The sequence below is a fragment of the Pseudomonas sp. NFACC45 genome (assembly GCF_900113505.1).
GTDB classification, from domain to species: Bacteria; Pseudomonadota; Gammaproteobacteria; order Pseudomonadales; family Pseudomonadaceae; genus Aquipseudomonas; species Aquipseudomonas tehranensis.
Genome location: NZ_FOPO01000017.1, coordinates 1 through 23,795, shown reverse-complemented (window position 1 = coordinate 23,795; position 23,795 = coordinate 1). Strand labels below are relative to the sequence as shown.

Sequence of the window (23,795 nt, the reverse complement as noted above, 5' to 3'; positions counted from 1 at the left end):
CAGCAACGCCTTTATCTGCTCAGGAGATTGCTATGCGTATTCCCTTTCGCGTGATCGGCGGCGTTCTGGTCGCCTCTCTGCTGACCCAGATCAGCGCCTGCGGCTCGATCTTCTACCCCGACCGTCGCGGCCAGATCGACGGCAAGATCGACCCGGCGATTGCTGCGCTGGACGCCGTCGGCCTGCTGTTCTACATCATCCCCGGCTTGATCGCGTTCGCCGTGGACTTTGCCACCGGGGCGATTTATTTCGAACCCGGCCGCAGCGTCCAGATCGAGCCAGAAAAACTCAAGCCGGCCATCAACGCCGACGGCAGCGTCAATAACCTCAAGCTGCAAGCGATCCTGGAAAGCGAACTGGGGCGCAGTTTCCCCTTGGACGACCCACGCTTGATCCAAAGCAAGGGCAACGCCCAGCAACTGGCCGCCCTCGGGCTTAAACCAGCCGCGTGATGGGCGCTATTGAAGGAACGACCGCGCCATGACCACCAGCACCGAACATGCCCGTCTGCTGCGCCTGGCCACGCGCGCTTCGGTGGCCGTGGCGCTCATTCTGGTCGTTGCCAAGGCACTGGCCTGGTGGCTGAGCGGCTCGGTGAGCATGCTCGCCGGCCTGACCGACTCGGCGCTGGACGGCGTCACGTCGCTGCTCAATCTGCTGGCGGTACATTACGCCTTGCGCCCTGCCGACGAAGACCATCGTTACGGCCACGGCAAAGCCGAGTCCCTGGCCGGCATGGCCCAGGCATTGTTCATTGGCGGCAGTGCCGTGTTGATTGCGTTGCAGGCAGTTGAGCGCCTGAAAAACCCGGTCCCGGTGGAGGCGGCCTGGCTCAGTGTCGGCGTGATCATCTTCGCCCTGGGGCTGGCCCTGGCCTTGTTGGCGCTGCAACATCGGGTCGTCCGCGCCACCGGCTCCACCGCCGTGCGCGCTGACTCGCTGCACTATCGCTCGGATCTGTTGCTCAATGGCAGCATCCTGGTCGCTTTGGTACTGGCCGGGCTGGGTTGGGATCGGCTCGACGCCTGGTTCGGCCTGGGCATCGCCGCCTACATCCTGTGGAGCGCCATCCAGATCGCCCGGGAAAGTTTCGCGGTACTGATGGATGAGGAACTGCCACCTGACGTCAGCCAGCGCATGCTGGAACTGGCCTGCGCAGTGCCCGGCGTACTGGGTGCCCACGACCTGCGCACACGTATCTCGGGTAACCACTGGTTCGTGCAACTGCATCTGGAGCTGCCGGGCGAGCTGACCCTGTCAGTGGCCCACGGCATCAGCGACCAAGCCGCCGATGCCATACACCGCGCCTATCCGAAGGCGGAAGTGTTGGTGCATGCCGATCCGTCGGAAGTGGTGAAAGGCGCCGACGCTTGACGCTGAACACAGACCCGTGGCGAGGGAGCTTGCTCCCGCTGGCCTGCGCAACAGGCCCAGGTTTTGCGGTCGCTGCGCAACCGAGCGGGAGCAAGCTCCCTCGCCACAGGGGAGTGTTTTTCTTTCGCGTGATCAGTACGTTACCTGATATCCCCGACTGCTCAAGCAACTCCCTTGGGCTTGGCGATAGGTCTGCACCACTTGCGGCGCGGGTGGGTAGGTGTAGTTGCGTGGATCGAAACCGCTCTGTTGCACCGCCCAGCGATAGCATTCGTAGCCATCCTGATTGACCTGCTCGGGAGATTGGCCGTTGGCTGGATAAGCCACCACATCGAAGCTGTTGCCTTGGGGCTGGGGCTGCGGGTTGCTCATCGGCGCGTCGACAACGACGTAGTCCCGGGTGTTGGCTTCATAGATGTAATAGGCGCCAGCGGCAAGGAAAAACAGCGCGCCGCCGATCCAGACTTCCCGGGCGTAATCGGGCAGATAACGGGTACGGATTCCGCGCGGTGGCTCAACCACGATATAGCGCGGCCCTTGAGGGCGATACCAGTAACCGCCCGAATAAAAATAGTCATGGCCACGGTAAGGCACGCGGTAGTTGCGATCCGGAAAACGATCGATGACATACCCGGGACGATATTGCGGCCCCGGTCCCCAGCCGTTGCCATGACCGTCCGGCCGGCCGGGCCAGTGCTGGTCCGGGCGAGGGTCATGGCCAGGGCGTGGCCCACCGCTCGGATAGCCATCGCTGCGGCGCGGAATATCGCGGTAGTAACCCGGCTTCGGTTCCTGGGTCTGGGTCACGCTGTCGGGGCGGCCCTGGATCGGCAGGCTGTTACCAGGTTGGTGCGGCGGACGACCATTGGGGTCTTGCGGCGGGCGGTTGTAGGGCTGCCCGCCTTGAGCGTGAGGCTGGACCTCAAACTGGCGGCTGTTGTCGCCGCGAATGATCTCGTTGCTCTGTGGCCGGGGTTGGCCTGAATAACCCTGGCCGTTACCACCTTGCCCGTCCGGCCCGCCACGATTTTGCTGATCGTCGGCCACGCCCTGCGCACTGACACTTGCCCACAACAGACCAACACCTGCCAAACGCCAGATGCGCGACTTCATGAAATTCCTCACAACGGTTCAGGGCCTGATGAATGAGACTGGAAAAGCCTAGGCCGGTTCTGCGACAGGTTATCAGTCGTCGCCATTATTTAGGCATTAAAAAAGGGAGGCCCGTCGGCCTCCCCTTGAGAACTTCGTCCGTGCGCGACGCTTTTGACGTCGGCTCACCTCACGCCGTCTTCTGGACAGTGTGCAGCTCGGGGGTCTGCCAACACCGGTGGGTGCTGCGACCGCAGCCGGCCGGATTGGGCGGGCCGCACTGGACTGTTTGTCCGAGCAGTGATCTTGGTGATAAGAATAGGCCCGGAGTACCGACGAATGATTGCGAAGATTGCGTAAATAAACATTACTTGCGCAATTTTTTACCCGCGATAGATAATATCCAGCAATTATCAAGACAAAGGCCCGACCAATGAGCAAACTCGACCGTTACGACCTGAGCATTCTGGCGGAATTGCAGCGCGACGCGCGCATCTCCAATCAGGAGCTGGCCGAACGCATCGGCCTGTCGCCGTCCCCCTGCTCGCGGCGGGTCAAGCAATTGGAAGACGACGGCTACATTACCCGTCAGGTCGCCCTGCTCGACCGCAAAATGCTCGGCCTGAGCCTGACGGCCTACGTGCTCATCGGCATGGACCGCCACACCCCTGAACGTTTCGAGAACTTCGAAGCCGCCATCCGCAACCTGCCCCAAGTATTGGAATGCAGCCTGGTGACCGGCATGGATGCCGATTACCAGCTCAAGGTCGTGGTGCCGGACATGGACCACTATCAGAAACTGCTGCTGGGGCACCTGACCCGGATTGACGGGGTCACCAGTGTGCGCTCCAGCTTCGTGTTGAACCAGGTGCTCAACAGCACCGAACTGCCGCTGACTCATCTGCGCGGCTGACGACAAACGAGCGCCGATTCACAGCCTCGCACCGACGTACGCTCGGGCATCGGCCAGCCCTCGAACCCAAACCACACTCGCCTTGAAGCCACGAATCAGCCTTTGAAGTCCCGCGAGGCGTATTCGGCGAGCTTGCCCTGGATGAAGTCCAGAAAACACTGGATCCGCAGCGCCAGTTGGGAGTTGCGGTAATACACCGCGTTGATCGGTTGGCGATAGCCGCTGTTGGCATCGGCCAGCAGCACCTTGAGCCGGCCGGCACGGATGTCCTCGCGGGTCATGAAGTCCGACAGACACGCTATGCCCTGCCCTTGCAGCACCAAGTGGCGCACGGTCTCGCCACTGGACGCGCTGATGGCTGGCTGGATCGGCCAACGATCACCGTGCTCGTGACGCAACGGCCACTGATTGAGGCCCTCATTCTGGGCAAACCCCAACAAGGCATGCCGGGCCAGCTCGGCGACGGTGGCAGGTGTTCCGTGCCGCTTCAGATAGGTCGGGCTGGCCAGTATGTGCAGCGGGCTGCAACCCAGGGATCGGGCGTGAAGCGTCGAGTCGCTGAGGGTGCCGATGCGAATGGCGATGTCGGTACTTTGCTCGAGCAAATCGATAATCAGGTCGTTGCTGTTGAGTTCGAGCTGGATGTCCGGGTAGAGACCGCGGAACTCTTCGATGTGCGGCACGATAGCGTGCAACATGAAAGGCGCCGCCGCATTGATCCGCAACCGCCCGGCCGGGTTTTTCTGGCGGGACGACAGGCGTTCCTCCAGCTCATCCATCTGGTCGAGAATGCCCTTGGCCTGCTCGAAGAAATACTTGCCCTCTTCGGTCAGGTCCATGCGCCGCGTGGTGCGGTTGATCAGCGTGGTATCGAGCTTGGCTTCCAGGCGCGACAAGGTACGACTGACCGCAGACGGCGTCTGCCCGACCTGCTCGGCGGCGGCGGAAATCGACCCGCATTCGATCACGCAGACGAAAATCTGCAATTCGTCGGATCTGGCTTTCACATATCCCCCTGTCGACTGCGCGCGCTTGTGGCGAGGGAGTCTATCCCCGTTGTGCCGCAAAGCGGATCTGAGCCACAGGATAGTATCGGGATACGTGACAAAAGAAAGTCAGGCCTTCAGGCCGAACACCTCAATCAAATGCTGCTCATAGCGCGCCACATCGGCCTCGATATTCGGGCGTTTCATCACGTCCACGCTCAGAAAGGTTGGCAATCCGCTCATGCCCAGGAACTGGTTGGCCTTGTGGAACGGGAAGTACACAGCGTCCACACCCTTGGCTTCAAAGAAGTCGGTCGGGTCATCGAAGGCTTGCTGCGGGGCGTTCCAGGTCAACGACAACATGTATTGCTTGCCCTGTAACAAGCCACCACTGCCGTATTTCTGCGAAGCATCGGAACGGGTGCGGCCGTCGCTGGCGTAGAGGCTGCCATGGCCTTCGGTGAAGACCTCATCGACGTATTTCTTGACGGTCCACGGTGCGCCCATCCACCAGCCTGGCATCTGGTAAATGATCACGTCGGCCCAGAGGAACTTGGCGACTTCCTCTTTGATGTCGTAACCACCGTCGATGAACGTGGTTTTCACATCGAACCCACCACGGTCCAACACACTGACCGCCGCATCATGGAGGGTGGCGTTATAGCGACCGTCGGAGTGAGCGAATTGTTTACCACCGTTGAGCAGCAGAACTTTTTTCATGGAGAGCCTCATCGGATTCCAGGGGACACGGTCGAACGGTCACCCAATGGAAAGATTGAAAATGATGGCGGCAGAGTACCGATGAGCTTGCGGCGGAGTAAGCGCTGCAACGGCAAAACTGATTTGACCTATACGCACGAATAGACAGCCCATTCTTGCCGTAGCATTCGCATACTTTTATTCAGGAGCCACTCCGATGAGCCAATTGCACGGTTTCATCTTGCACGCCAAGACCCGTCCGGAAAAAGCCGAAGCCTTCGAAACGCTGTTTCGTGCCTACGTGGAACCGAGCCGTGCCGAACCCGGTTGCATCGAATATCACATGCTGCGAGACCGGCAAGACCCGACACTGTTTATCTTCTATGAAATCTGGCAATCCCAGGCTCATCTGGACGTGCACTCGAACCTGCCGCACATGAAGCAGTTTTTTGAGCAGCGCATGGAGTACCTGGAGCGCGATTTCGAAATCCGCCGCGTCGACATGCTCAGCCCGTCCTCGGCTAGCCGCTGATCAGCAAATGGCCGCCGAGCACACCCAGGCCAATGAAAAACGCCCGCTTGAACAGCACGGCGCTGATGCGCTGACGCAGCCATTGCCCCAGCCACATCCCCAGCAGCGCCGGCGCCAGGGCCAGCAACGAAGCGCTTAATTCGCCCCCGCCCAAGGCGCCGTGCCATAGCAGGCCGGCCGCCAGGGCCAGTGTCGACACCGTGAATGACAAGCCCAACGCCTGCACCAGTTCGTCCTTGCTCAAGCCCAACGCTTGCAGGTACGGCACCGCCGGAATAACGAACACACCCGTCGCGCAGGTGATGAGGCCAGTGAGCAGACCGCACAACGGCGCTGCCCACCGCTCAACACTGGCAGCGACCCGCAATGTCGGCAGCAACAGCCCACTCAGCGCGTACAGCAACAACGCGCCACCCAAAGCTCGAACCGCCCAAGGTCCACCCACCGTATCGAACCACAACGTGCCCAGACTGGTGCCAATGCAAATCCCCAGCAACAGTGGCCACAAACGCCAGATCAGGGTTTGCAGATGACCGCCAAAGGTCAGTTGCCAGATATTGGTCAGCGTGGCCGGGATGACGAGCAACGCCGCAGCCTGTGTCGGAGCCATAGCCAGGCCGAGTAAGCCCATGGAAATGGTCGGCAGGCCGAGGCCAATCATGCCCTTGATGGTGCCGGCCATCAGGAAGGTGCCGATGACCAGCAAAGAAAGGACAGGGCCAAGATTTTGATAGAAAGCCATGAGTGTGTTCATGGGCGTATCGTGGGCCCTGGCGGTCAGGTTTTAAATCTGCCATATACTGAGACAGCCTCTGGCCGAGCAAGAGGCTGAAGAATTTGCTGAGGCTGTAGACGCCATCGCGAGCAGGCTCGCTCCCACCTTGGATCCTGCATTGTTTTTGTGGGAGCGAGCCTGCTCGCGATGACAATGTTCCAGGCACCCCAGAACCCGGCACAGGATCACATCACTCATGCACTTCGACCTCATCGACCTGCGCCTCTATCTACATATCCTCGACACCGGCAACATCACTGCCGGCGCTGCCCGCAGCCATCTGTCCCTGGCGGCGGCCAGTGCCCGGGTCCGCGCCATGGAGGCCTCCTTGGGGATCGAATTGCTCGAACGCGGGCGGCGCGGTGTAACACCCACGTCGGCCGGCCAGGCGCTGGCGCAACATGCCCGGGTGTTGCTGCAACATGCCGAACACCTGCAACAGGACCTGGGCGAATACGCCCGGGGCGTTAAAGGTCGGGTGCGGTTGTTGTGCAACACCAGCGCCATGACCGAATACCTGCCGGAATTGTTGGCCGACTTTCTCAAGGCCCATTCCAACCTCGACATCGACCTGCAGGAACTGCCCAGCTCAAGGATCACCCATGCACTGCGTCAGGGCGCGGCGGACCTGGGTATCATCTCCGACGCGGTCGACACCGCCGGCCTTGAAACCCGCCCTTTTCGCGATGATCCGCTGGTCTTGATCCTGCCCTCGGAACATCCCTTGGCTGACGGTCGCCCGCTAAGTTTCAATGAGACCCTCAGCCATGATTATGTAGGCCTGAACGCTTCCAGTGCTCTGGCGATTTACCTCGAAGAACAGGCGCTGCACACCGGACGACGCATGCACATTCGCATTCGCGCCGACGGTTTTGATGGGGTGATTCGCATGGTCGCTCATGGTGCGGGCATTGCCATCGTGCCAAAGGCCGCCATCGCGCGGCGCCCGCTCGAGCCTTCCTGGCGATGGGTGTTGCTGCAAGAGGCCTGGGCTCAACGCTCACTGCGGCTGTGCGCCCGCCGCTTCGACACCTTGCCCGCCTACGCCAAAGCCCTGGCCACGCACCTGACCGCCATCTGATGCGCGCTTCTGGATAGGCCGGTGTCGAGCACAGGCATCTGCCCGATCATGTCGCACGTTAGGGTGCCTGCTCTCTTCTGTCCCTTTCGGAGTTCACATGACCGCCCCCATCACCGTCCTGCGCGATACCCATCCGCTGCCCGTACTCGATGCCTGCAAATGGGAAAAACTCGAAGGCGATCCGCACACCGTCAACCTCAACGCCTACACCAGCGAAGACGGCAGCAAGATCATGGGCACCTGGATCTGTACGCCGGGCAAGTGGCGCGTGGACTATGTGAAGTGGGAGTACTGCCATTTCCAGGAAGGCTACTGCATCATCACCCCCGATGGCATGGAGCCGATCCATCTGCGGGCCGGTGACATCTTCGTCGTCGAGCCGGGCATGAAAGGCACGTGGGAAGTGGTCGAGACCGTGCGTAAATATTTCGTCTTTGCCTGAAACAAAAAACCGAGAGACCACCCGACATGGTCTCTCGGAAAACAGCTTTTCGGGATCTGCATGTTGCTTGCATATGCCCCTGTGGCGAGGGGATTTATCCCCGCTGGGTTGCGCAGCAGCCCCAAAACCTGACACTCGGTATGTCAGGCAGTTTGAAGGGGGGCGCTTCGCACCCCAGCGGGGATAAATCCCCTCGCCACAAAAAAACGCCGATGCCCCAGCGCTTATTGCGGTTTGCGATAGCTGTTAACAATCGCCGAAAAATCCTTGCCGCCCTCGCCCCGCTGACTCATCGCCTGGTACAACTGCTGCGCCACCGCGCCCAGCACCACCGGTTGATGAACCTGCCGCGCCGCTTCAGTCGCCAGGCCCAGATCCTTGAGCATCAGCTCGGCTCCAAAGCCCCCGGTGTAGCCACGGGACGCCGGTGCTGTTTCGATCACGCCCGGCCACGGGTTGTAGGTGTCCGAACTCCAGCAACGGCCTGTTGAGCTGTTGATGATCCCGGCCAGTACCTGCGTATCGATCCCCAGGGCATCGCCCAGGGCCATGGCTTCGCTGACGCCCACCATGGAAATCCCCAACAGCAGGTTGTTGCAGATCTTGGCGATCTGCCCGGTGCCGACGTCACCGCAATGCACGATATTACGGCCCATCTGCGCCAGCACCGGTTGCAGGGTGGCGAACAATTCAGCGGTGGCACCGACCATGAAGGTCAATGTGCCGGCCGCTGCGCCACCGGTGCCGCCGGAGACAGGCGCGTCGGCCATCGCTACGCCTTGTTTGGCGGCCGCGGCCGCAACATCGCGTGCGGTCTGCGGGTCGATGGTGCTGCAGTCCACCGCGGGCGTACCGGCGGCGATGCCGGCCAGTACACCGTCTTCACCGAGCCAGACACTGCGTACATGGGCAGCAGCCGGCAACATGGTGATCACCAGGTCAACGCCTTGGGACGCATCGCGAGGCGAGGCGCTGATGGTGCCGCCCAATGGGGCCAATTCAGCCAGCACCGCCTGGTTGAGGTCGAACAGGTTTAGCGAATGGCCGGCCTTGAGCAGATTGCGCGCCATAGGGGCGCCCATGTTGCCAAGGCCGATAAATGCGATCTTCATGTCCGGCTCCTCAACGCAGATTGATGGTGGTGTTCACACCGTCATTGACGCTGTCATCATCGAACCAGCGCGCAGTAACGGTCTTGGTCTGAGTGTAGAACTGCACCACTTGTTTGCCGTAGGGGCCCAGGTCACCGAGTTTCGAACCACGGGAGCCGGTGAAGCTGAAAAACGGCACCGGCACCGGAATCGGAATGTTGATCCCAACCTGGCCAACGTCGATTTCGCTCTGGAATTTACGCGCCGCTGCCCCGCTCTGGGTGAACAGGCCGGTGCCGTTGCCAAACGGATTGGCATTGACCAGGGCGATTGCCTGATCAAAGGTGTCGACTTCCAGCACCACCAACACCGGACCGAAGATTTCTTCGGTGTAAATACGCATCTTGGTCGTCACGCCGGAGAACAGGGTCGGGCCGACGAAGTTGCCTTGCTCGAAACCCGGCACGCTGATGTCACGGCCATCGAGTTCCAGCTTCGCCCCTTCCTGCACGCCACTCTCGATCAACTCAAGAATCCGCGCCTTGGCCCGCTTGGAAATCACCGGACCGACATCGGTGCCGGGCTCACTGCCGGCGTTGACCTTGAGCTTCTGCGCCAGGGCCTTGAGCTCGGGCAGCCATTGCTTGGCCGCACCCACCATGACCACCACCGAAGTGGCCATGCAACGCTGGCCCGCCGCACCGAAACCGGCGCCGACCAGAGCATTGAGGGTTTGTTCGCGATTGGCATCAGGCAACACCACCGCATGGTTCTTGGCGCCCATCATCGATTGCACGCGCTTGCCATGGCGACCCGCCAGGTCATACACGTGGGTGCCGACCGCCGTCGAGCCGACGAAGGAAACCGCCTTGATGTCCTTGTGAGTGCAGAGCGCATCCACCACATCCTTGCCGCCATGCACCACATTGAGCACGCCCGCCGGCACACCGGCCTCAATGGCCAGCTCCACCAGCAGCATGGTCGACAGCGGGTCCTGCTCCGACGGTTTGAGCACGAAGGTGTTACCGCAGGCGATGGCCATCGGGAACATCCACAGCGGAATCATCGCCGGGAAGTTGAACGGGGTAATGCCTGCGCACACACCAATCGGTTGGCGCAGCGTGTAGGTATCGACACCGCCGGCAACGTTCTCGGCAAACTCGCCCATCTGCAGGGTGCCGATGGAGCAAGCGTGTTCCACCACTTCCAGGCCACGAAAAATATCGCCCTCGGCATCAGCGATGGTCTTGCCCTGCTCGGCGCTCAGTACGGCGGCGATGCGTTTGGAGTGCTCGCGGATCAACGCCTGGAGCTTGAGCATGATGCGCATCCGCGCGCCAATGGGGATCAGCTTCCAGGTCTGGAAAGCATGCTGGGCGGCGGCAACGGCGGCATCGACTTCCGACGCCGTGGCGAACGGAACTTTCGCCAGTACCTGCTGGGTGGCCGGGTTGACGATGTCGTGCCATTCGCTGGACTGGGATTCAACCCACTCGCCGTTGATCAACAACTTTACGGTTTGCAGGGCAGTGTCGCTGGGCGTAAGGGAAACGTTCATGCTGGCCTCCGGGACTTGTTCTTATAGAGAGCGCTGGTTCAGCACAGATCAAGGTGCCTAGACAGACACCTTGGTGATGAGACGGTTTTTGGAGTATAGATGTGCAAACTTCTAATAAGAACGCACATAAAAACCGGTCCATCATGCAAAAAAACATCACCTCCCTGGGGTCGCTGAATTGGGACGACCTCAAGTTTTTCCTCGAAGTGGCCCGCACCCGCAAGGCCAGCACGGCGGCCAAGCGCCTGGCCGTCGACTACACCACGGTGTCGCGGCGCATCAGCTCGCTGGAAGCTTCGTTGGGTACGCTGCTGTTCGAAAAATCCCGGACCAACGGTTTTGTCCTGACAGCCGAAGGCCAGCGCCTGCTGGGTTACGCCGAATCGATCGAAAGCACCCTGCACATGGCCTGCGAACAGGTTTCAGGCTCTGGGGTGGCGTTGTCCGGCCACGTGCGCATGGGCTGTACCGAGGGCTTCGGCAGCTTCTTCATCACGCCGCAACTGAGTCATTTCGTCGATGCCTACCCGGCCATTTCCGTGGACATCCTGCCGCTGCCGCACTTCATCAGCCTTTCCAAGCGCGAAGCCGACATCGTCATCGCCCTCGAACGCCCCGAACATGGTCCGTATGTGTGCTGCAAACTGTGCGACTACCGACTGCAGCTCTACGCCACCCAGCAATACCTGGACAGCCATCCTCCCATCCACCGACCGGCGGACCTGAGCAAGCATTCGTTCATCAGCTACGTGGACGATCTGGCGTTCAGTTCCGAGCTGCTCTATCTGGCGAATGTATTGCCAGGCGCCCATGCTCACCTGCGCAGCACCAGCGTGATTGCGCAGTTCGTGGCAGCGCAGCAAGGACGATCATTGGCTATCCTGCCGTGCTTCCTCGCCGCCCAGGATCCCCGCCTGCTGCCGGTGCTGCCGGAGGAAATCACCGTCACCCGACAGTTCTGGATGTACTGCCGGGAGGATCTGCGCAAGCTCAAGCGCATCACCCTGTTGTGGGATTACATCCGCGAAGTGACTGAGCAGAATCAGCCACTGCTGATGGGCGATAGCCGGGAAATGGTGTTCGCCGACTAGTCGGCGATGACCACGATGGCGACGCGACGGTTTTCGGTGCGCCCCTCCACCGTGTCGTTGGAGGCGACTGGCCTGCTACTGCCCAGCCCCCGTGTTTGAACGTTTTCTTCGCGCATGCCCACGTCAATCAGTACCTTGCTCACGCTGCTGGCGCGACGTATCGACAGTTGCTCGTTATAGGCTTGCGAGCCTGATGCGTCGGTATGACCATCGATCCGCACCCGTTCGATTCCAGCCCCCAGCAGAGCTTTGCCAATTCGTTCGACGATCTCGGTGCTGGCCGCGTTGAGGTTTTCCACATCGCTGCCAAACAGCACCTTGCCCGACAGACCGAAGGCCCAGCCTTCGTCAGTCAATTCGAACCCTTGTTGTTTGAGCACGGCGACTTGCGCCGGGGTAAGACCTTTTGGGGGCGGCGTCTGGCAGCCGGTCAGGGCCAGAACGGTGATGAACAAAAGCGCGGCTAAGCGCTGCAGGGAGAGTTGAGGATAGAGGCGCACGAGTCAGCTCCTGGCTTGAAGATCAGCAACCGGGTGCTCCGCCCCGGCCGTGTGTTGACCGCCTCTGGCGAGGCGTTTGGCCTGATACATCGCCGCATCGGCGGCATTGAGCAAGGCGCCTGGTGTAGCGCCATGATCAGGGTAAACGGCGATGCCGACACTCAGAGAAGTCAGCACCGAGGCATTGCCGGGCAATTGAATGGGCATTTCCATGCTGGCTATGATTTTTTCGGCAATCAGCTCGGCATCCTCGGCCCGGTGCAAGGGCGCAAGCAGCACGGCAAATTCGTCCCCGCCCAGGCGCGCCACCAGGTCACCTTCACGCAACTGCGCCCGAACCCGTGTCGCCACCGCCGTCAGCACTGCATCACCGGCAGCATGGCCGAAGTTATCGTTGATACCCTTGAATCGGTCACTGTCCAGATAGAGCACGGCGACCTGCTCGTCGAGTTTGTTGGCATTGCGCAGTGCACGGATCAGCCGGCCTTCGAAAAATGCCCGATTCGGCAATCCGGTCAGGCTGTCATGACTGGCCTGGTGAGCCAGGGTTTCGTTCTCGCTTTGCAGGTGGGTTTGCCAAGACTCCAGTTCATCAAGCAGCGCGTTGAAGTCATTGCCCAAGTTATCCAGTTCGGCGATAGCGGCTGGTGGGACGCGTCGGTCGAGGGCGCGTTCGCTGCGCGCGGCATGGGCCACCTCGGCAAGGCTGCGCAGCGGCCCGGTGATTGCGCGTAACTGACGCCGCGCCAGATACAACGCCACCCAGGCGCTCACCGCCGTGCACAGGACAATTCCCGCCAGGCCGCTGAGCAAAAACCGCAAAAGACTGCCGCCATGCCCCGACAGTAGAACTGCGCCTATATTCTGGCCCTGATGGATGATGGGCAGGCTGATGGGCTTTTCCAGGAAGGTTTTGGCGATGTGCCTTTCCAACTCCGACAACAAGCCTGTTTCCGGCCGCTGCCAGCGAGCCAGCAGACGCCCGTGCTCGTTGAACACCTCGGCATCGGCGACTTCTTCGGTGGAGGCAATCACAGCCAGCGCCTCAGTCGCCGCCACTGAGTCATCGAACACCACGGCCGCTTCAACGGTATAGCTGATCGAACGGGCGATCAGGTGCAGGTTGTGATCGGCATAGACTCGCAGCGCAAGTACACCGAGCAACGTCAGGGAGACACTGGCCATGGTGATCGCCACCAACGCGACAATCAGGTGACCGCGACCGATGACCGAGCCCAGTGTGGGACGAATCCGTGCCGTGGGCAGACTCATGGTGCTGCTGGCCTGCGACGTGAAAGCTGCAAAACGCTGGGGTGAATGCGCACGCCACTGCGCGCCACCGAATCCAGGTTGACCTCGAACGAGACCTGTTCGTCAGCGACCCGCAGACAGAACAGGCTGCCGACGGTGCACTGATCGCCGCCCTCACTGATGCTCAACACAGGTTTGCCGATCAAGGACGCAAACAGACGGGTGCGCTCGTCAAGGGTCAATCTGCCGATGTAGATCGCGTTACAATCCGTGGCGATGCTGGGGTGATCGGCCAGCACCCGCTGCACAGTCACGGGCCGGCCAGTGGCCTGCGTCGTACCCTTGACCAGATCGTCGGTGTATTGAGTCGGCCCGACAATGCACAACTGCAATTGCGCCGGCTCCACGGGCCAGCGGGCGTAGCTGAGAATTCCCAACACAACCTGGGTGACGGATTCGGCCCGCTGTTCAGCCCGGGTCGTGGTGGCCTGCTCCTGGCCGATAACCACAGGCGCCAGTAAGCACAGAAGGCTGGCGAGCAAATATTGCCTCCAGCCCTTGCGGCGCACTGTCTCCTGAACAGCCACACTCATGGAAAGTCTCTTGGTCGATGCAATAAGTGCCGGAAAGATAGCACAGTGCCAAAAAGCCAGCGAGGCAGCGTTCTGCGACGCTTGCGATATCCGCCGGCAGAACAGCTGCCCAGGACATTGACCGTGAAAGTCGGTCGCTCAGACAGTTCCTTCCAGCTCCAGCATCAACCCACTCAAGCGCTTGACCTTGCGCCGAACCGCCTCTTCAAAGACTCCCGCTCGCGGCTCTATCAGGCTGAACCACTGCTTGCCCCGAGTAATGGCGGTGTACACCAACTCTTTAGTCAGCACGGGGTTCAGCGCATCCGGAAGAATCAAAGCCGTATGGGCGAACTCCGACCCCTGGGATTTGTGCACCGTCATGGCAAAGACAGTTTCTACATCATTCAGGCGACTGGGCAGGACGAAACGCACACCGCCCTGGCCATCGTTACGAGGGAACGCGACCCGCAGAACCTGCTTGCCCGCGTCCGGCCCATCTCGTTCGGGCAGCTTGAGCGCGATACCGATATCGCCATTCATCAAGCCCAACCCGTAGTCGTTGCGGGTCATCAGAACCGGGCGCCCTTCGTACCATTGGTGATCGCTGTCGATAAGCTGGGCCTTGAGCAGTGCGGCGGTGATGCGCTGGTTCAACCCCTCGACGCCCCACGGGCCTTTGCGTACGGCACAAAGCAGCTGGAACTCGTCGAAAGCCGACAGGACCTCTCGAGCCCAATCTGTCCAGCAGCCGTCCTCAAGCGGTCGGGAAATGGCCGGGCGGCGCTGACGCAACAGGCTCAAGTAATGCCGATAACCCTTCGGCCCGTCTGCCTTGCCGTCGAGTAACAAGCGCTCCAGCGCTCCATCGTGTTCGCCCCTCAGCGCCAGGGAAAACAGGTCGGTGAATTCGCCTTCGAGCAGCAGTTGACGGGCCTGTTCCGATTGTTGCTGGTTAACCCGACGCGCCAGTTGACCGATCCCACTGCCCTCACCGAAGCGCCGCGAATGCCTGAGCATGACCACTTGCTGGGCCAGGGCATGAGTACCATCGAGGTCCTGCCGCAGATCACTGGCCGCCAGGTTTTCGCCGCTGACCGACTCCAGCCAGGCCAGGGTCCGGGGGCTGTACCACCCCTCCTCGGCGTCCCGACACAAGTCCCCCAGTACCGCACCAGCCTCAACAGAAGCCAATTGGTCCTTGTCGCCCAGCAATACCAGTCGCGCATGAGTCGGCAGCGCATCCAGTAGATTGGCCATCATCTCCAGATCGATCATGGAAGCTTCATCGATCACCAACACATCCAGTGGCAAGCGATTGCCCCCATGATGGCGAAAATGTCGGGTACCAGGCCGACTGCCCAACAAACGATGGACCGTGGTCACATCGCAGGGAATGCGTTCACGCACGGCGTCAACCACATCGAGGGTGCGGACCTGCTGGCTGATAGACTCGGTCAAACGTGCCGCCGCCTTGCCTGTGGGCGCGGCCAGGCGGATCCGCAGCGGTTTGCCTGCCTCGACAGCGGGCGCTTGAAGCAAGGCGAGCAAGCGCACAACCGTGGTGGTCTTGCCGGTACCCGGACCGCCGGTGATGATACTGAAGGCTCCCCGGGTCGCCAGCGCACAGGCCAGTTTTTGCCAATCGATCGGGCCAGCGGCTTTGGCCGGCCCGAACAATCCGCTCAAACGCTCGCGAAGATCACCAGGTGCGGCTTCATGTTCGGCAAGCCGTTGCCGCAACGCCTCATCGATCCGCCGCTCATAAGCCCAATAACGACGCAGATAAAGACGCTTACCTGATAACACCAAAGGACGCTGCCGCGCCTCTTCATGCTCATCGACGGCCAAGGCCACCAGCGCACTGGAGGCGAGGACCTTGCACCAGTGAGCCCCATCGAGGGTCCGTAGTATTTGCGAGGGCAACAGCTCCACGCCGGTTTGCGAGTCGCCTTCAGGCGGCAGTGACAGGGCGAAATCCGGCTCCTTGAGCGTTTCGAACAAATCCAGGCAGACATGCCCGTGTCCCAACTGATGGCTGGTGAGCGCCGCAGCAAGCAGCACCAATGGATCATCTTCAGGCGCGAGTTCATGGAGGAAGGCGACGAACGCCTTGTCCAGGGCGCGCAGCCATCCTCGTTCGACCCAGCGGGTGAGCAACAGCAGCAAGTCATCCGCACGGCTCAGCGGAGCCAGATCCATCAGGCTCTCGTCATCAGACGGCTTGGGTAACAGATCGGCAAAAGAACGTTTCATAGCAGCTCCCCCTGTTCCCATGCCGGTTCAGCCTTTGGCTCGCACCTCCCCTGGAACATGCGGTCCAGGTGCTCGATCAGCGCCCGTGGAGGCTTGGTGAAGTAAACGCCCTGACTGGCTGAGCGGGTACCGCGCAGGAACAGATACAACGCCCCACCGACATGCCGGTCGTAGTCATAGCCAGGCAGGCGCGCCTTGAGCTGACGGTGCAAGGCCAACAGGTACAACACGTATTGCAGGTCGTAGCGATTGTCGAGGATTGACTGTTCCATGGCCTGCGCGGTGTAGGCCATGTCATCGACACCCAGCCAGTTGGACTTGTAATCGGCCACGTAATATCGGCCATCGTGCTCGAACGTCAAATCGATGAAACCCTTGAACATCCCGTTGAGCAACACCGGCTCAGCGGCCACGCGAGCGACACCGCCATGGGTGAATTGGCAAACCAGTTGGTCGAGCTTGAGCACATCGACCTTGTGGCTGGCAAACCAGAATTCCATTTCGACCTGGAACTGGGACAGGTTTTCGAGCACCACCGGCGCCTGACCGTCCCCTATGTGCATAGGCAGTTTGATCAGGTGTTGCAGCCAGTCACCCAGGGTAGCGATCCAGCCTTTCCAACCTCGACGATTGCAGCGCCGGGCTATGGCATCCTCGATGGCGCTTGGCGTCGCTTCAAATCCTTCGCCAGCAGCCCATTCCAGTAGACCATGAAGAAAAGTGCCCGGTCCGGGACCGCGAGGGAAGCGATGAATATCGCCACCCACGGCAACAATTTCCCTTGGGGCATCGGGGTCAAGCCGCTCATCGTCGAACAGCTTCTGAGCTTGCGGGTTCTCCGGTGCATCATTGCTGGCCGCACTCAGGCTTTCCCCGATACGCAAAGCGCTGTAGGAGGCGATCCACCAGTTTTCGCTGGCTTTGCGTACGGGAATCAAAGGTTCAAGCAATACCGCTTCGTTGCGTGGCGGCCGGTAATGCTCATCGGTGGCCTGGGGCATCTCCTGATAGCTGATCACTGCGCTGCCTTGTTGCAGGTCCTCCAGCCAGCGCCTCAACTCCACCGACTCGACCAACGGCATACCACCGCCCAACAGATAGCCCAATGCGGACAAGTGCAAGATCGAACTATTGCTGTTGCCCCGTTTAAGATCAGCCACACCCAACCAGCACGCATGTTGTGCGCGGGTCAGGGCCACGTAGAGCAACCGCAGATCCTCGGCCAGACGCTCGTCATCGGCCTTGGCAATCAACTCGGCGGTAGGCTTGAGACTAATCTGTGCCTTACAGGCTTCATCGTGGTAATGCAAAGGCAACCGACTGCCATCCACCGGTTTCGTTGAACAGATGAAGGGCAAGAAGACCAGTGGATATTCAAGTCCCTTGGACTTGTGAATCGTGACCACCTTGACCAGTTGCTCATCGCTTTCCAGGCGCAGGATCTGTTCTTCGCCAGCCTGTCCGGACAGCGCCAGGTGCTCGGACAGATGCCGAATCAAAGCTTGCTCGCCATCCAGCTCGCCGGCGGCCTGTTGCAACAGCTCGCAAAGATGCAGCAAATTGGTCAGCACCCGCTCGCCGTCGCTGCGCGTCATCAAGGCTTGAGGTAGCTCGAAATCATGTAGCAGGCGACGCAACATGGGCAACACGCCCTGGGTACGCCAGACCGTACGATAGCCTCGGAACTGCATGACCCGACGCTCCCAGGCCAGCTCATCCTGATTGAGACGTTCCAGCTCCGTCAGCGCAAGATTCAGTGTGATGCTGGCCAGCGCTGCCCGCAGTGGCCGCTCGACATCCGGCTCGGCGCAGGCCCTGAGCCAGATCAGCAGGTCCCGCGCTTCCTGGGAAGCGAAGACCGAGTCTTTATCGGACAGGTAGACACTGCGCACTCCCCGTACGGACAGCTCGTCGCGCACTGCCTGAGCTTCTTTACCGTCACGCACCAGGATGGCGATATCCGCCGGGCGTAATCCCTGGAGCGTCTTTTCATCGACCGTAAAGCCATCGCGCCCCGATTGGCCGCCATTGAGCAATGCCGTGATCTCACTGGCACAAGCCGCCGCCATGTGCTTGCGATACACCGCCCCGGAAAGCGGCTGATCAGAAGACAGGTGCCAGATATTCAGTGCGGCAACGGGTAGCCCGTCGACCTGCAAGGACTCCTTGCGCCCTTGGGACTCAACGGGCAGGAACGGCACCGGGTTCTTGCCCGACGGTTCACGAAACAGAAAAGCACCGCGCCCTTCAGCGCGGGATTCGGCATTCTGGAAAATATGGTTCACCGCACTGACCATGGCGTGGCTGGAACGGAAGTTTGTTCCCAGCGTATGCAGCCTGCCGGCGGTGGCTTCGCGGGCGCGCAGGTAGGTATAGATGTCAGCGCCGCGAAAAGCGTAAATGGCCTGCTTCGGGTCACCGATCAGGAACAACCCGGTGTCGGGGTTGCTTTCTGCGATGTGGTAGATGCTTTCGAAGATGCGATATTGAATCGGGTCGGTGTCCTGGAACTCATCGATCAGCGCCACCGGAAACTGTTCGCGGATCAAACTTGCCAGACGTGGTCCACCTTCGGCTTGAAGGGCTGCGTCCAGACGCAGCAGCATATCGTCGAAACCCATCTCCGCACGGCGCCGTTTCTCCGCCTCAAAACGTGCCCCAACCCATTGCGCGGCATGTTGCAGCACCGCGGCATCGGGGGTGGGCAAGGCTTCCAGGTTGGCCTTGAGACCGGACATGGCGTCCAGCCCGGGATGACTGGGCACTTCGCCTTTCCAGGCCTCGGCCATGCCCTCGGGGGTCAGGCGTGTGAAGCCGCTGCCGATGTCCAACAGTTCAAGGCTTTCGTCCTCCACCCAGGCATTGATTTTCTGAAACCACGGCTCGAAGTAGCGGGCCTGCATCTTGCGCCCGTCGACACTTTTGTTGGCAACGCCTTGCTGGCAGATCTCCAGCAACTCCACGGCCCATTGCCGCCACGGCGCCTTGAGATCGAGCAAGGCGGCGCTGCGCTCCTGAAGCGATGCGGCGATCAGTTCGGCCGGTTCAAGCCCCTCAGCAGCATCGCGTTCGCTGGAAAACAGGCCTCTGACTCGCGGCAGCAGCGCAGCGGGCCCGCCCCAATGTGTCCGCACCCAATTCAGCGCCTCACCTTGCATCGAGTAGCAGAACAGCCGCCAATAGTCGCGGAGCACTTCGCCAAGCAAGTCGCTGTGATCGGTTTCCAAGGTCTGTGTAAACAGGCTACCACTGTCAAAAGCATGTTCACGCAGCATGCGCTGACACCAGCTATGGATGGTCGACACTGCTGCTTCATCCATCCATTGCGCAGCGATGTCCAAACGGTTCGCACAGCCAGGCCACTGCGTTGCATCGAACTCATCCCGCAACTCGGCGATCAGCGAATCCGGGGCGGCAATTTCATCACGAAAGAAACGCGCCGCCTCAGCCAGACGCGTGCGGATACGCTCACGCAACTCCTTGGTAGCAGCGTCCGTAAAGGTCACCACCAGGATCTGCGGAGGAAGCAGTTCGCGACCAAAGCCGGTGGCCGGGCCGCCATGCCCCAGTACCAGACGCAGGTACAACGCCGAAATGGTAAAGGTCTTGCCGGTACCGGCGCTGGCCTCGATCAATTGACTGCCACGTAGCGGGAAGGCCAGGGCGAGTGGAGGCTGGCGATTCATGCGCTTACCTCCTCGCCGGCCAATGAACGCCATGGTGCTTCGAGCAGTGGCCGGTAAAGTGCATCGCACCAGTCGGAGAATGTCTCGTCGGCCGTCAAGGCATCGAAGTCTGCAAACTGCCGGGCCAACGCCGGACTTTCCCGCCGCTCGCCTTCAGAGTTCTGCCCATCGCCTTCGTAAGCTTTTCGAGCAGCCGCATCGGCTTTGGCAGGATCACTCTGGCCGAGCCAGGCGAAGGCGGTCTTCACCGCGACGGGAAGCGGCTGACGCATACCCGCCTGCCAGGCTTGCAATAGATCACCGAGCAACCGTCGTGCCACGGGCTCCTCAAAAGGAGCCAGCAGCAAGCTATCATCACTGGCCACCAGTGCCGTCGTCATCGAAAAGCCGTTAGCGCACGCTACAAGATGATTGACCCAAGGACGAATCAGACGATGCCATTTACGGGTCTTGGGGGAGCCAATACCGTTGGGTATGGCGCTGATGGTGAGAACCGCTCCATCAGCACGCTGATGCAGGCCACTAAGCCAGCCCTCGACGCTCACGCCATGCAATTGCAAGCTGACAGGCAAGGCACTGGTCAGCGGTGTGGGCCATAACGCCAGAAGCTGCTGGTAACGCTGGAGCAAATCAGGCAAAGGCTCGATCAGTTCACGTTGCATGCATTCACCGAAACCGGCCATCGGTAACAGGCCGCTGTTCTGCAGTCTTTTGGCATGAGTGGCCAGTGCCAGATCCGGTTGATCGAGGCGAACCAGGGCGGCCTCCAGCAAGCTGTCGCTCAGGCTGTAGCGTTGCAGTGCATCGAGAACGAAGGGTTCGTCATCTGCCAAAGGGGCCTCGATGGCCTCGAAGAATATTTTGAGTCGTTGACTGAAGAAGTGCCGGACGGGATTGCGCAGGAAGTCCTGCAGTTGCCCAAGGCCCAAGGGTTCTTCCTGAACATAGGGATCCAGCACCTGGCTTTGGGCGGCGTGTTCGTGGGCACCATGAAGCATTCGCCATTCGCTGGCGTAACTGAACAACGCGCTGCCTTGATGAAAATAACGAGCACTGAACGGTTGCAAAGGATGGTCCTGGGTCAGCGCCTCAAGCAGATCCTTGCTGTCATCTGCCAACCGCCACCCACTGGCAAGATGATCCCGCAGTTGGCCGACCAATACTGATGCAGGACGGTCACTGTTGTCGCGGATGCTGCGTCCGACCCAACTGATATAGAGCTTTTCCCGGGCAGAGAGCAGCGCCTCCAATAACAGATATCGATCATCTTCGCGTCGGGAACGATCCCCAGGGCGATAGTCGCTGCCCATGAGATCGAAATCCAGGGGCGGTTGCGCTCGCGGATAATCACCGTCGTTCATTCCCAGCAGACACACCAGCTTGAAGGGGATGGCGCGCATCGGCATCAAGGTGCAGAAGTTGACCGCACCGGCCAGGAAGCGCTGGGACAGTCGGCCCTGATCCAACCCTGCCAACCAAGCCTCACGGACAACAGTCAGGGGCAACTCATCATGCAGGGCAACTGACTCACAGGTCTCCAGCCAGGTTTCACGCAAGTCTTCGAGTTGGGCCAGCAGATAGTCGTCATGTTCGTTGCTCGCCTGGAAAAACAGTTGCATCAGATCCTGCAGACGCGAGCCCCATTCTTGCGGTGATGCGGGGAGGCTGAGTTCCTGATGAGCCACTTCCAAAGCATCCAGCAAGGCAACCAGAGGACCGATCAACGCCGCATCCAGGCCCCCAATTTCATCATAGGGTTCGATGCCGTCGTAGGCGCCCGCGCCGCCGACGGCATAGCCCAGCAGCATGCGCCGAAGACCGAAACGCCAGCTGTTCTGCTCGAGCTCCGCGGGCAATCCTAATCCGGCACGATGTTCGGCATTCATGCCCCAGCGGATACCGGCACCCTCGATCCAGCGGTGCAGCGTAGGCAAGTCAGCTTCATCGATACCGAACCGCTCACGCAACGCCGGAACATCGAGCAGATCGAGGATTTCGCTGACCGGAAAGCGGCTATCCGGCAGCTTGAGCAAGTGTTCGACAGCGATCAATAACGGATCACGTCCACGCTGGCCCTGATCAGTGAGGGTGAAAGGAATGAAACGGGGATCAGTTCTCTCAAGCTGACCGAACACAGCACGTATATGCGGTGCGTAGCTGTCGATGTCCGGGACCATGACGATGATATCCCGGGGGCGCAGGCTCGGATCCGCACTGAAGCGGGCCAGCAGTTGATCGTGGAGGATTTCAACCTCACGCTGAGCACTGTGGGCGATATGGAAACGGATAGACCCGTCCTGCTCCGTATCGACCGCAGGCCACTGCTCCCGGGTTTCGTTCAGCGGGCGCAGCTCGAGAATGTCATCCTGCAGCTGACTGAGAAGGGTCGTGGGATTGCCCTCGCTGAACAGGTCGATCCGTCCATCGCGAAATACCGAGCGATAACTGTTGGGGTCGTCGTAGCTGTCGAGCAGGTTGATATAGTCACGCCCCTGCTTGCCCCACGCTGCCAATAATGGATGAGCGTGCTGATGCAAGGTCTGCGGGTCGAGGACGACAGGCATTCCGGCCTTGCGGGCCTGGCGCTTGTATTGGTGACGTAGCAGGTCCTTGTCGGCCACGATGTCCGCCCAATGGTGGCGACATGGGTTATGGACGCACAGCAGAACCTGGCTAAACCGGGACAGACCGGCAAGTGCTTCCAGGGCTTGGGCCGGCAGAGAAGAAATGCCGAACACAATCACCCGCGCGGGCAGGTTCCTGGGAGCCACTTCCAAACTGTTGATGCGCTCGATGTACCGTTGATGAACTCCGGCACGGCTTTGGGCCATGCCTTGCTCGCCCACATCCACCAGAAGGGCGCGCCACAGTTCGGCCTGCCAACAGTTTTCTGGCGCGAGCGGCTTGATTTCGCCCCGGACGCTTCTTGTCTGATGCCGCCCCTCCGCCCAGTCCTCCAGCCAATCAGCCCGGTACACCTGGTATTGGTCAAACAGATCGGCAAGGCGCTCGGATAACTGATAACGCTTGCGTAAGTCGGTGTCGTGGGTAAGAAAACGCCGCAGGGGTTCGAAATGGGGCTGCTCGATCAACTGCGGCAGAAGGCGCATCAGCCGCCATGTGAGGGGAGCCTTATCAAGCAACGACTTGGCCGGGATTTCGTCACGCCCCAGAACCGTTCGATAGAGTTGCCACATGAAGCTGCCGGGCAATTGCACATCAATGGCGGCGGCAATACCGCAGCCACCGGTATCGTCGTCTTGCGGATCCTCAGCCAATGCCAGCTTCAACCACTGGGCGATGCCGTTGCTTTGAACCAGCGCGATTTCATTTTCAAGAGGCCCCAGCGGATAGCGACGCATCAAGCTGATCACCAGGCTGCGCAACTCATCCAGGCGATTCCCGTGGACCACCATGAAAGCAGGGCTTAAGGACGTCGCGTCCGGCATAAAGGCATCCTTGAAAATGCAAAAGCTAGGGCCGAACCTTAGCACTGTCGGGGGGCTGTGACAGCCGGGAGCTGTCCGTGCTTGTCGTAAGAACTTTCCTGCGGGCAAAACAAAACCCCTACCTGCGTCAGCAGATAGGGGTTTCGGAATTTAATCTTGACGATGACCTACTCTCACATGGGGAAACCCCACACTACCATCGGCGATGCATCGTTTCACTGCTGAGTTCGGGATGGGATCAGGTGGTTCCAATGCTCTATGGTCGTCAAGAAATTCGGTAGCCGGTGCGTGCCTTGCGGTCACGTTCCAGCGAATGGGTATGCGATAGGTTTGTGTGTTGTGCGAACTTTCGGTTCATAGCGTCTTCACACACCGCAATCTGGTGCCCTTTATGTATCGGGTCAGCAAATTGCTTGGGTGTTATATGGTCAAGCCTCACGGGCAATT

At 60.3% G+C, this 23,795-nt stretch carries 20 protein-coding genes and 1 rRNA gene; 7 read left to right on the top strand and 14 right to left on the bottom strand.

All coding sequences use genetic code 11. The features are described from left to right. The first annotated feature begins 32 nt into the window (after window positions 1–32). Together BM132_RS26235 and BM132_RS26230 are read left to right on the top strand one after the other, a co-directional pair. The gene (locus tag BM132_RS26235) at window positions 33–452 is read left to right on the top strand and encodes a polyribonucleotide nucleotidyltransferase (RefSeq protein ID WP_092402234.1); all 420 of its coding nucleotides are present in this window, start codon (window positions 33–35) and stop codon (window positions 450–452) included. Window positions 453–480: 28 nt separating this feature from the next. Beyond that, a complete protein-coding gene (locus BM132_RS26230; protein ID WP_092459736.1) occupies window positions 481–1,374 on the top strand; it encodes a cation diffusion facilitator family transporter in 894 nt (297 codons plus the stop codon). 132 nt (window positions 1,375–1,506) lie between these two features. Here BM132_RS26230 and BM132_RS26225 read toward each other — a convergent pair whose 3' ends face one another. Beyond that, on the bottom strand, window positions 1,507–2,487 hold the full coding sequence (locus tag BM132_RS26225) for a DUF6515 family protein (RefSeq protein WP_092459734.1): 981 nt from the start codon (window positions 2,485–2,487) through the stop codon (window positions 1,507–1,509). Window positions 2,488–2,899: 412 nt separating this feature from the next. Here BM132_RS26225 and BM132_RS26220 point away from each other — a divergent pair, with 412 nt between their 5' ends. Then, the gene (locus tag BM132_RS26220; RefSeq protein ID WP_047229533.1) at window positions 2,900–3,379 is read left to right on the top strand and encodes an Lrp/AsnC family transcriptional regulator; all 480 of its coding nucleotides are present in this window, start codon (window positions 2,900–2,902) and stop codon (window positions 3,377–3,379) included. A gap of 95 nt (window positions 3,380–3,474) precedes the next feature. Here the strand turns inward: BM132_RS26220 and BM132_RS26215 are convergent, their stop codons facing one another. Both BM132_RS26215 and BM132_RS26210 read right to left on the bottom strand, forming a co-directional pair. Beyond that, window positions 3,475–4,386, bottom strand: a complete 912-nt coding sequence (locus BM132_RS26215) for a LysR family transcriptional regulator (protein ID WP_092459732.1) — start codon at window positions 4,384–4,386, stop codon at window positions 3,475–3,477. Window positions 4,387–4,494: 108 nt separating this feature from the next. Beyond that, on the bottom strand, window positions 4,495–5,085 hold the full coding sequence (locus BM132_RS26210; RefSeq protein ID WP_047229531.1) for an NADPH:quinone oxidoreductase MdaB: 591 nt from the start codon (window positions 5,083–5,085) through the stop codon (window positions 4,495–4,497). A 196-nt stretch (window positions 5,086–5,281) separates the two neighbouring features. Here BM132_RS26210 and BM132_RS26205 point away from each other — a divergent pair, with 196 nt between their 5' ends. After that, a complete protein-coding gene (locus BM132_RS26205) occupies window positions 5,282–5,596 on the top strand; it encodes a putative quinol monooxygenase (protein ID WP_092402222.1) in 315 nt (104 codons plus the stop codon). Here BM132_RS26205 and BM132_RS26200 read toward each other — a convergent pair. Then, window positions 5,586–6,350, bottom strand: a complete 765-nt coding sequence (locus tag BM132_RS26200; protein ID WP_092459730.1) for a sulfite exporter TauE/SafE family protein — start codon at window positions 6,348–6,350, stop codon at window positions 5,586–5,588. The two genes, BM132_RS26205 and BM132_RS26200, sit on opposite strands and share 11 nt — an antisense overlap. A gap of 217 nt (window positions 6,351–6,567) precedes the next feature. Between BM132_RS26200 and BM132_RS26195 the strand changes: the two genes are divergently transcribed. Then, on the top strand, window positions 6,568–7,452 hold the full coding sequence (locus tag BM132_RS26195) for a LysR substrate-binding domain-containing protein (RefSeq protein ID WP_092459728.1): 885 nt from the start codon (window positions 6,568–6,570) through the stop codon (window positions 7,450–7,452). A 97-nt stretch (window positions 7,453–7,549) separates the two neighbouring features. Further along, window positions 7,550–7,894 (top strand): cupin domain-containing protein, encoded by a 345-nt coding sequence (locus BM132_RS26190; protein ID WP_085701337.1) that lies wholly within the window; start codon window positions 7,550–7,552, stop codon window positions 7,892–7,894. 224 nt (window positions 7,895–8,118) lie between these two features. Here the strand turns inward: BM132_RS26190 and mmsB are convergent, their stop codons facing one another. Further along, complete coding sequence (mmsB, locus tag BM132_RS26185) at window positions 8,119–9,006, bottom strand: 3-hydroxyisobutyrate dehydrogenase (RefSeq protein ID WP_092459726.1); 888 nt, start codon at window positions 9,004–9,006, stop codon at window positions 8,119–8,121. 10 nt (window positions 9,007–9,016) lie between these two features. Next, on the bottom strand, window positions 9,017–10,543 hold the full coding sequence (locus BM132_RS26180; RefSeq protein ID WP_092459724.1) for a CoA-acylating methylmalonate-semialdehyde dehydrogenase: 1,527 nt from the start codon (window positions 10,541–10,543) through the stop codon (window positions 9,017–9,019). A gap of 143 nt (window positions 10,544–10,686) precedes the next feature. Here BM132_RS26180 and BM132_RS26175 point away from each other — a divergent pair, with 143 nt between their 5' ends. Further along, window positions 10,687–11,634, top strand: coding sequence for a LysR family transcriptional regulator (locus BM132_RS26175; protein ID WP_092459722.1), 948 nt, complete (start codon window positions 10,687–10,689; stop codon window positions 11,632–11,634). Here BM132_RS26175 and BM132_RS26170 read toward each other — a convergent pair. The 8 genes from BM132_RS26170 to BM132_RS28590 form a co-directional block, all read right to left on the bottom strand. After that, window positions 11,631–12,134 (bottom strand): outer membrane lipoprotein YfiB, encoded by a 504-nt coding sequence (locus BM132_RS26170; protein ID WP_092402181.1) that lies wholly within the window; start codon window positions 12,132–12,134, stop codon window positions 11,631–11,633. The genes BM132_RS26175 and BM132_RS26170 overlap by 4 nt on opposite strands. 3 nt (window positions 12,135–12,137) lie before the next feature. Continuing rightward, a complete protein-coding gene (locus BM132_RS26165; protein WP_092459720.1) occupies window positions 12,138–13,406 on the bottom strand; it encodes a diguanylate cyclase DgcN/YfiN in 1,269 nt (422 codons plus the stop codon). Next, a complete protein-coding gene (locus BM132_RS26160) occupies window positions 13,403–13,978 on the bottom strand; it encodes a regulatory sequestration protein YfiR (RefSeq protein WP_092459718.1) in 576 nt (191 codons plus the stop codon). Before BM132_RS26160 ends, BM132_RS26165 begins: the two co-directional genes overlap by 4 nt. 138 nt (window positions 13,979–14,116) lie before the next feature. Next, window positions 14,117–16,213: an exodeoxyribonuclease V subunit alpha gene (gene recD, locus BM132_RS26155; RefSeq protein WP_092459716.1), complete on the bottom strand. Its 2,097-nt coding sequence runs from the start codon at window positions 16,211–16,213 to the stop codon at window positions 14,117–14,119. Beyond that, window positions 16,210–19,899 (bottom strand): exodeoxyribonuclease V subunit beta, encoded by a 3,690-nt coding sequence (gene recB / locus BM132_RS26150; RefSeq protein WP_092459714.1) that lies wholly within the window; start codon window positions 19,897–19,899, stop codon window positions 16,210–16,212. The genes recD and recB overlap by 4 nt, the downstream gene beginning before the upstream one ends. Then, window positions 19,896–23,348 (bottom strand): exodeoxyribonuclease V subunit gamma, encoded by a 3,453-nt coding sequence (gene recC / locus BM132_RS26145; RefSeq protein WP_092459712.1) that lies wholly within the window; start codon window positions 23,346–23,348, stop codon window positions 19,896–19,898. Before recC ends, recB begins: the two co-directional genes overlap by 4 nt. A gap of 154 nt (window positions 23,349–23,502) precedes the next feature. Then, window positions 23,503–23,618, bottom strand: a 5S ribosomal RNA gene (gene rrf / locus BM132_RS26140). Further along, on the bottom strand, window positions 23,614–23,795 hold a 182-nt coding region (locus BM132_RS28590; RefSeq protein ID WP_218157851.1), incomplete at its 5' end, for a hypothetical protein. The genes BM132_RS28590 and rrf, both read right to left, overlap by 5 nt.